A 10000-nucleotide genomic window follows, 5' to 3' on the forward strand; every position below is an offset into this window, starting at 1 on the left:
TTGGAACATTTAGAAAACCTATGGAATGCCGTCCTTGCCCAAGCTGAACAGAAAATCTCGAAACCGAGCTTTGATACTTGGCTGAAATCAACAAAACTTCTTGCGCATAGTGGCACAAAAGTGACGATTTCCGCGCCTAACTCTTTTGCCCGCGATTGGCTTGAACAATACTACATCCATATGATTACAGGAATATTAAACGAGTTAACTGGAGAGGATTTAGTCATAAATTTTGTTGTACAGAAAGACCAGACGGCAGACGACTTTGAACTACCGCCCCCTATTACTCAAGCAAAATCAAGTGAACACCATGACATTACCCCAGGTATGCTCAATCCAAAGTACACATTTGATACATTCGTTATCGGTTCCGGTAACCGTTTTGCCCATGCAGCAAGCTTAGCTGTAGCAGAGGCACCTGCAAAAGCTTATAACCCTTTCTTTATTTACGGGGGGGTAGGTTTAGGAAAAACTCACTTAATGCATGCAATTGGTCATTATGTAAAAGAACATAATCCGACAGCAAATGTCGTCTATTTATCATCCGAAAAATTCACGAATGAGTTCATTAACTCAATCCGAGATAATAAGACAATCGATTTTCGAAATAAATACCGCAATGTTGATGTACTGCTAATTGACGATATTCAATTCTTGGCTGGTAAGGAATCAACACAGGAGGAATTCTTCCATACATTCAATACACTGCATGAAGAATCAAAGCAGATTGTTATTTCAAGTGACCGCCCTCCAAAGGAAATTCCAACTTTAGAGGACCGTTTACGTTCACGCTTTGAATGGGGATTAATCACTGATATTGCCCCACCTGATTTAGAAACACGTATTGCAATTTTGCGTAAAAAAGCGAAGGCAGACGGACTTGATATTCCAAATGAAGTCATGCTTTATATTGCCAATCAGGTTGATACAAATATTCGTGAACTTGAAGGGGCATTAATTCGTGTTGTGGCCTACTCATCCTTAGTAAATATGGATGTTTCGCCTGAACTAGCTGCAGAAGCTTTAAAAGATATTATGCCAAATTCAAAACCGCGCATGATTTCGATTTTAGATATTCAAACTGCAACTGGTGAACATTACAGTATACGTCTGGAAGATTTTAAGGCTAAGCGCCGGACAAAATCGATTGCTTATCCTCGTCAAGTGGCGATGTATTTATCTCGTGAGTTAACAGATTATTCATTACCTAAGATTGGTGAAGAATTTGGAGGTCGTGATCATACAACTGTGATCCATGCCCATGAAAAGATCTCTTCCTTACTTAAAACAGATCAGCAGCTTCAGCAGGATATTAAACAAATTCGTAGTATGTTAGGTAAATAATCTCTGTGTATAACTTTATGTTTTTCACACAATGCTATTCACAGCTTATCAACATGTGGATATCGCTCTCTGCCTGTGTGAAATAGGGGTTATCCACAAATTCACAGGCCCTATTACTATATCTATTAATATCTTTAAATAAATAATTAATTATATAAGAGAGGTAAACTAATGAAATTTACTATTTTACGTGATCGTCTTTTAGCAGGATTAAACGATGTAATGAAAGCTGTAAGTTCTAAAACGACGATTCCTATTTTAACGGGAATTAAAATCGATGTTACAAACGAGGGTATGACATTAACCGGTAGTGATGCAGACATTACAATCCAGACATTCATCCCTGTAGAAGAAAATGGCGAACAAATTATGGACATTACACAAACAGGTTCAATTGTGCTACAAGCTCGTATGTACAATGAAATCATCCGTAAATTGCCTACAAATGAAGTTGAAATCGAAATTACAAACGGCTATGCAACAATCATTCGTTCAGGTAAATCTGAATTTCACCTTATTGGCTCAGATGCAGCAGAATATCCACAGCTACCTGAAATTGCTGCTGACCGCCAATTTACAATTCCGACAGATTTATTAAAATCAGTTATTAGAGAAACGGTATTTGCTGTAGCGACATCAGAAAGTCGTCCAGTGTTGACAGGTGTAAACTGGAAAGTTGATGGCGATGCATTAATATGCGTTGCAACGGATAGTCATCGTTTAGCGCGCCGTAAAGTAAATCTTGAAAATTTACCAAATGATATTGCTTCAGTCGTAATTCCGGGAAAAAGCTTAAATGAATTGAACAAAATTTTAGAAGACACAAATAATCCTGTTCAAATTGTACTGACAAACCAGCATGTATTATTTAAAACTGAAGATGTCCTGTTCTTCTCCCGTCTTTTAGAAGGCAATTATCCCGATACATCCCGTTTAATTCCGGATGAATTTAAAACAATGATTACGATTAACGGAAAATCTCTCTTGCAGGCAATTGACCGTGCTTCACTTTTAGCCCGTGAAGATCGCAATAATGTCGTTCGTTTTGAAACGCTGGAAAATCAAACAGTGGAAATTTCATCAAATTCACCTGAGATTGGTAAAGTAGAAGAGCAGATCCAAGTGGAGAGCTTGGAAGGCGAAACATTAAAAATCTCATTTAGTGCAAAATACATGATGGAAGCCTTAAAAGCGATTGATGGACAAGATGTAGTAATTGAATTTACAGGTGCAATGCGCCCGTTCATCTTACGTTCTGTTGCAGATGATGCAATATTGCAGCTGATTTTACCTGTACGTACTTACTAAAATTCATATAGAAATTGTAAAAGGAACGGTCTTAACTTGTTATTGAGACCGTTCCTTTTTTACTTATGGACAATTTTTAGGTATGATAGAGTGATAAGACTTTATTTAAGTGGAGGATGAATTACGTTGAATGAATTAGTAATTGATACAGAATTTATTACGCTTGGTCAAGCGCTGAAAATGACAGATACGATTAGCTCTGGCGGTATGGCAAAGTGGTTTTTAAGTGAACATGAGGTGTTTGTAAATGGAGAAGCGGAGGATCGCCGCGGGAAAAAACTGCGTCACGGAGATGTGATTAATATCCCTGGTGTAGGACGCTTTAAAATTGTCGATGCATTTATTGAAAACGGAGAAAATTAATTCATGAACATCGAGCGCTTGCAGCTAACAAATTATCGTAACTACGAATCGCTTACACTGGATTTTTCAGATAAAATTAATGTTTTTATTGGGGAAAATGCTCAAGGAAAAACAAATGTAATGGAATCAATCTATGTACTAGCGATGGCCAAATCTCATCGTACTGCGAACGATAAAGAATTGATACGTTGGGATGCGGATTATGGTAAAATAGAAGGTGTGGTAAATAAGCGTTACGGTGGCATTCCTATCGAATTGACGATTTCAAAAAAAGGCAAAAAGGGCAAAATCAATCATCTTGAACAAACGAAACTGAGCAATTATATCGGACAGATGAACGTAGTAATGTTTGCACCTGAAGATTTGAATATCGTAAAGGGCAGCCCCCAAATTCGCCGAAGATTCATCGATATGGAAATCGGACAAATTTCCCCTGTTTACTTACATGATTTACTAACATTCCAAAAGATTTTGAAACAACGTAATCATTTATTGAAAAAGAATGCGGGAAAACAATCACTCGCATCTGATGTGATGTTTGAAATTTATACTGAACAATATGTGCAGGCGGCAATTCAAATTATCCGTAAGAGGTTTCAGTTTATCGAGCTTTTACAGGATTGGGCCGAACCGATTCACAATGGTATTTCGCGCGGATTAGAAAAGCTTGTTATAAAATACCGTCCTGTAACGGGGATGGAAGCAAGCTGGACTGCCGAGGAAATGGCGGATTACTTAACAAAGAAGTTAGAAGAAGTGAAGCAGCGTGAAATTGAGAGAGGCGTAACTCTTATAGGGCCTCATCGGGACGACCTGCAGTTTTTTGTCAATGATTATGACGTTCAAGTATATGGCTCACAAGGGCAGCAACGCACGACGGCATTATCCTTAAAACTTGCCGAAATTGAACTCATCAAACAGGAAACGAAGGAAACACCGATTCTTTTATTGGATGATGTTTTATCGGAATTAGATGATTATCGCCAATCACATTTATTAAATACAATTCAGGGTGAAGTACAGACATTCGTTACAACAACGAGTGTAGAAGGCATTCATCATGACACAATACAGCACGCAAAGTTGTTCAATGTCTCACAAGGAGCAATTGAACAACCATAAGTGCATTGAAATACGTAATAAAGAAGCATACTGATAGTTATGAAAGAGTAGGTGAACAATAGTGGCTTTAGAAGATAATAAAGTCCAGCAATCTTATGATGCGGATCAAATACAAGTATTAGAAGGATTAGAGGCTGTTCGGAAACGTCCGGGTATGTATATTGGTTCTACAAGTTCAAAAGGATTGCACCATTTAGTTTGGGAGATTGTTGATAATAGTATTGATGAGGCTTTAGCAGGTTATTGTACAGGAATCACAGTGACAATTGAACAAGACAATTGGATTCGCGTAGAAGATAACGGTCGTGGTATTCCCGTGGATATTCAGGAAAAGATGGGTATGCCTGCTGTTGAAGTAATTATGACAGTACTACACGCTGGCGGTAAATTCGGCGGCGGAGGCTACAAAGTATCAGGTGGACTTCATGGTGTAGGTGCTTCTGTAGTAAATGCATTATCAAGTCAGACAATTGTTCAAGTACACCGAGATGGTAAAATCCATGAAATTATTTTTGAACGCGGTCATACTGCTCAAAAGCTAACAGTCATCGGTGAAACAGACCATACAGGTACAACAACTCGATTTAAAGCAGACAGCGAAATATTTAAAGAAACAACAGTTTATGAATACGATATTTTAGCGACACGTATCCGTGAATTAGCTTATTTAAATCGTGGCATCAGTCTGACGATTGCAGATGAGCGTACAGGACAGGAACGTTCGGAAACATTCCACTTTGAAGGCGGTATTCGTGAATACGTAGAGCATATCAACGAGAATAAAGAAGCGATTCATGCGCCAATTGATGTATTGGGTGAAAAAGACGGGATTACGGTTGAAATTGCTATGCAATATAATGCAGGCTTCAGCTCGAATATTATGTCATTTGCTAACAACATCAACACGTATGAGGGTGGTACGCATGAATCAGGATTTAAAACTGCCTTAACACGTGTTATTAACGACTATGCACGTAAATCAAACCTGATTAAAGAATCGGATGCCAACTTAACAGGCGAAGATGTTCGTGAAGGTTTAACGGCAATTGTGTCAATCAAACATCCGGAACCTCAATTTGAGGGTCAAACAAAAACCAAACTTGGAAACTCTGAAGTAAGTCAGATTACAAATGCTTTGTTCTCAGACGGATTTGAACGTTTCCTTCTTGAAAACCCATCAGTTGCGCGCCAAGTTATCGAAAAAGGTACAATGGCGGCACGAGCGCGTGTAGCAGCGAAAAAGGCCCGTGAATTTACACGTCGTAAATCTGCACTTGAAGTTTCAAGCTTACCAGGTAAATTAGCAGACTGTTCTTCGACAAACCCTGCTGAATCTGAAATTTACATCGTAGAGGGTGATTCTGCCGGTGGATCTGCTAAATCAGGTCGTGACCGTCATTTCCAGGCGATCTTACCATTGCGCGGGAAAATCCTTAACGTTGAGAAAGCGCGCTTGGACCGCATTTTATCAAATGCCGAAATCCGTGCGATGATTACAGCATTCGGTACGGGTATTGGGGAAGAGTTCAATTTAGAAAAAGCACGTTATCATAAAATTGTAATTATGACGGACGCCGATGTCGATGGGGCGCATATTCGTGTGCTTTTGCTGACATTCTTCTTCCGTTTCATGCGTCCATTAATCGAAGCGGGTTATGTATATGCCGCAAAACCGCCGCTTTACCAGGTGAAACAAGGGAAACATATTGAATACTGCTACTCAGACCAGGAGTTAGAAGATATTTTAAACCGCCTGCCGAAGTTACCGAAGCCTAATGTACAGCGCTATAAAGGATTAGGTGAAATGAATGCAACACAATTATGGGATACAACAATGGATCCAGAGCACCGTACTTTAATTCGAGTAGAATTGGATGATGCAATTGAAGCGGATAAAATTTTCGATCACTTAATGGGTGATGAAGTTGCACCTCGCCGTGATTTTATCGAAGAAAATGCAGTATACGTGCAAGACTTGGATATTTAACATCCTTCTGCGGGTTTCCAAACACCCGCAGAGGGATACAATTATGCTTGGACATAATTGATTAGTTAGTGCAATTGGAAGGAGGTCCTTATTTTGTCTGACATTCAGCATGGACATATTGAATCTAGAAATATTACAACAGAAATAAAATCATCTTTCCTAAGCTATGCGATGAGCGTTATCGTTTCGCGTGCCTTACCAGATGTGCGAGATGGACTTAAACCGGTACATCGCCGTATTTTATATGGTATGCAGGAGCTAGGAAATACTTCAGATAAACCATATAAAAAGAGTGCCCGTATCGTTGGGGACGTAATGGGTAAATTCCACCCTCACGGTGACTCATCAATTTATGATGCAATGGTCCGTATGGCGCAGGATTTCAGCTACCGTTATATGTTAGTCGACGGCCATGGTAACTTCGGTTCAGTGGATGGCGACGGTGCTGCAGCAATGCGTTATACAGAATCACGCATGTCAAAAATCGCGATGGAAATGTTGCGCGATATTAACAAAGATACGATTGATTATGGACCGAACTATGATGGCAGTGAAAACGAACCTTTAGTATTGCCGGCGCGCTATCCGAATCTATTAGTGAATGGTACTTCTGGTATCGCAGTAGGTATGGCTACAAATATTCCGCCACATCATCTTGGAGAAACAATTGATGGTGTATTAGCAGTAGCTGATAATCCAAGCATTACGACAGAAGAGCTAATGGAAATCATTCCAGGTCCCGATTTCCCTACAGGGGGGATTATTCTGGGGCGCAGCGGTATTCGCCGTGCATATGAATCAGGCCGTGGTTCACTGACAATTCGCGCTAAAGTGGAAATTGAACAAGCTTCAAACGGCAAAGAGACAATTTTAGTACATGAATTGCCATATCAAGTTAACAAAGCAAAACTTATTGAAAAAATTGCTGAATTAGTACGCGACAAAAAAATTGATGGCATTACAAATTTACGTGATGAATCAGACCGTAATGGTATGCGTATCGTTATTGAAGTTCGCCGTGATGCAAATGCGAATGTCGTACTGAACAATTTGTTTAAGCAAACAGCGATGCAATCAAGCTTTGGTGTGAATATGCTAGCGCTAGTTGATGGGCAGCCAAAAGTATTAAGTCTAAAAGAAGTGCTCTATCATTACTTAGAACACCAAAAAGTAGTTATTAAACGTCGTACTGCATTCGAGCTTCGAAAAGCAGAGGAACGTGCACATATTTTAGAAGGTTTACGTATTGCGCTTGATCATATTGATGAAATTATTTCTATTATCCGGGCTTCTCGCAGCGGTGAAGAAGCAAGACCTCAATTAATGGAGCGCTTTAATTTATCTGAACGCCAGGCGCAAGCAATTTTAGATATGCGTCTTGTACGTTTAAGCGGATTAGAACGCGAAAAAATTGAGGCTGAGTATCAGGAACTTTTAAAACTAATCGATGAATTGAAAGCGATTTTGGCTGATGAAGCGAAAGTGGTCGAAATTATCCGCACAGAAATGACGGATATTAAAGATCGTTACAGTGATGAGCGTCGTACAGAAATTACTGCTGGCGGCTTAGAAATGATTGAAGATGAAGATTTAATTCCTCGTGAGAACTCGGTACTGACATTAACACATAACGGTTATATTAAACGTTTGGCTGCGAACACATATCGCTCGCAAAAACGCGGTGGCCGTGGTGTACAAGGTATGGGAACGAATGAAGATGACTTCGTAGAACATTTATTATTCACTTCTACACACGATACAATTCTTTTCTTCACTTCAAAAGGGAAAGTATTCCGTGCAAAAGGATATGAAATTCCGGAGTTCGGTCGCCAAGCGAAGGGACTGCCAATTGTAAACTTGCTTAATATCGATAAAGGTGAGCATGTTACTGCAATGATTCGCGTAACAGAATTCAAAGAAGATGCTTACTTTATCTTTACTACAAAAACAGGGGTAACAAAACGTACACCTGTTGATCAGTTTGCCAATATCCGTACAAATGGTTTAATTGCCATTACATTACGTGAAGACGATGATTTAATTTCTGTACATTTAACAGATGGCACAAAGGAAATTATTATCGGTACAAGCGATGGTATGTTAGTACGATTTAAAGAGGACGATATTCGTTCGATGGGTCGTTCGGCTGCCGGGGTACGCGGTATTAAACTTCGTGAAGGTGACTTTGTAGTAGGCATGGAAATTCTTGAGCCAGGTCAGGAAATTTTGGTTGTCACTGAAAATGGGTACGGTAAACGTACGCCAGAATCTGAATACCGTTTACAAAGCCGTGGCGGATTAGGTCTGAAAACGATGCAAATTACCGATAAGAACGGTAAAATGTGCGCTGTAAAGGCTGTAGATGGATCAGAAGACATTATGTTGATTACGATTAATGGTATGTTAATCAGAATGGATGTAAATGATATATCTGTTATCGGCCGTAGCACACAAGGCGTTCGTTTAATCAGACTTGCTGATGACGAATATGTAGCAACTGTGGCACGAGTGAAAAAAGAGGAAGATGCTCCGGATGATGAAGAAATTGATTCCGAAATTGAAGGAGAATCCAACTCAGCTATAGAAGAGTAATTGAAAAGTAATCTAGTTAGTTTAGACTATCTAGATTACTTTTTTTATTGTATTCTATTTCCTATTCGTTATAATTAACTTATATTATGAAAAAAATTAGTAGTTATTTAGGAAGAATAAATTATATTATGAGAAATTGTTCTTAAGGGGTTGTGAAATTGGAAGCAATATTGATAAGAGTTGAGGAATTGCGATTAGGTAAAGTAATTGCTGAAGATATTTTTGCCAATACACAATATCCGATTATTTATAAAAATACAAAAGTAAAACCGGAGCATTTACGCGTATTTGAATTATTTAATCTAAAAACCGTGTTAGTACATAATGAAATTGAAGTTGAAGAAACCGAGACAAGTGAAGAAAAGTTTGATAATCCTCCAGTAGCTATGCCTTTGCAGCAATATACAAGTTTTGAAAAGTATTATCTTGACGGTATTGGACAATTGAAAAAGGAATTTTTAAATTGGGAAGCCGGTGGAAGAGTAGATTTGACAAAAGTAAGAAACATAATAATTCCGTTAATGGATATGGTTTTAGAAAATCGCTCTTACATTTTCAATTTAAACAGTTATTCGAATGCAAAGGATTATTTATATCATCATTCTATAGCCACTGGTCTAATTGCAGCAGTCATTGCAAAGAAAATGGGATATGAACGAGGGGATACAATTCAGCTGGCTATTGCCGGAATGTTAGCAGACAGCGGAATGTCACGAATTCCCTCGCGTATACGTGATAAGAAAAGCGTATTAACAGAATCAGAATTTGGGGAAGTACGAAAACATCCTTACTATAGTTACTTACTCATTAAAAACGTAACAGCAATAAAGGATATTATGAAGGTAGCCGTTTATCAGCATCATGAACGTTTGGATGGAAGCGGTTATCCAAAGGGTGACCGTACAGGGGCTATTTCATTCTTTGCCCAAATTATTGCGGTAGCAGATGTATTCCATGCGATGACTAGTGAACGTATGTATCGCTCAAAACAATCCCCCTTCAAAGTAATTGAGATGATTAAGGAAGAGGAGTTTGGTAAATTTGATATTAAAGTTGTTCAAGCATTAATGGATATTGTCGTTGATTTACCAATAGGGACAAAAATTGAATTATCGAATTTGGAGTTGGGTGAAGTAATGTTCATCAATAAATATTCACCTACACGCCCACTTGTAAAATTATTACGTACAGGAGAAATTGTGGATCTTTCTTCTAATAGAAGCTTCTATATTTCGCGTGTCATTACTCAAGGATAAAAATCGAACTAATTATTCGTTAAGCGGG

At 38.7% G+C, this 10000-nt stretch carries 7 protein-coding genes; all 7 read left to right on the top strand.

The features are described from left to right. Positions 1-1344, top strand: a 1344-nt coding sequence (gene dnaA, locus MKZ25_RS00005) for a chromosomal replication initiator protein DnaA (RefSeq protein ID WP_445326843.1), incomplete at its 5' end; no start/stop codon positions are given. A gap of 171 nt (positions 1345-1515) precedes the next feature. Beyond that, on the top strand, positions 1516-2652 hold the full coding sequence (gene dnaN, locus MKZ25_RS00010) for a DNA polymerase III subunit beta (protein ID WP_340799604.1): 1137 nt from the start codon (positions 1516-1518) through the stop codon (positions 2650-2652). Positions 2653-2778: 126 nt separating this feature from the next. Continuing rightward, complete coding sequence (yaaA, locus tag MKZ25_RS00015; RefSeq protein ID WP_340799605.1) at positions 2779-3015, top strand: S4 domain-containing protein YaaA; 237 nt, start codon at positions 2779-2781, stop codon at positions 3013-3015. A gap of 3 nt (positions 3016-3018) precedes the next feature. Further along, positions 3019-4137: a DNA replication/repair protein RecF gene (recF, locus tag MKZ25_RS00020; protein WP_340799606.1), complete on the top strand. Its 1119-nt coding sequence runs from the start codon at positions 3019-3021 to the stop codon at positions 4135-4137. A 61-nt stretch (positions 4138-4198) separates the two neighbouring features. Then, positions 4199-6124 (top strand): DNA topoisomerase (ATP-hydrolyzing) subunit B, encoded by a 1926-nt coding sequence (gene gyrB / locus MKZ25_RS00025; protein WP_340799607.1) that lies wholly within the window; start codon positions 4199-4201, stop codon positions 6122-6124. Positions 6125-6217: 93 nt separating this feature from the next. Further along, the gene (gene gyrA, locus MKZ25_RS00030) at positions 6218-8716 is read left to right on the top strand and encodes a DNA gyrase subunit A (protein ID WP_340799608.1); all 2499 of its coding nucleotides are present in this window, start codon (positions 6218-6220) and stop codon (positions 8714-8716) included. Positions 8717-8868: 152 nt separating this feature from the next. Beyond that, positions 8869-9972, top strand: coding sequence for an HD-GYP domain-containing protein (locus tag MKZ25_RS00035; RefSeq protein ID WP_445326844.1), 1104 nt, complete (start codon positions 8869-8871; stop codon positions 9970-9972). Positions 9973-10000: the final 28 nt, after the last annotated feature.

This window comes from Solibacillus sp. FSL W7-1464, from assembly GCF_038004425.1.
In the GTDB taxonomy this organism is placed as follows: domain Bacteria; phylum Bacillota; class Bacilli; order Bacillales_A; family Planococcaceae; genus Solibacillus.

Coding starts and splice junctions, on each gene's coding strand:
- dnaN (WP_340799604.1), top strand. CDS start 1,516: ATGAAATTTACTATTTTACGTGATCGTCTTTTAGCAGGATTAAACGAT.
- recF (WP_340799606.1), top strand. CDS start 3,019: ATGAACATCGAGCGCTTGCAGCTAACAAATTATCGTAACTACGAATCG.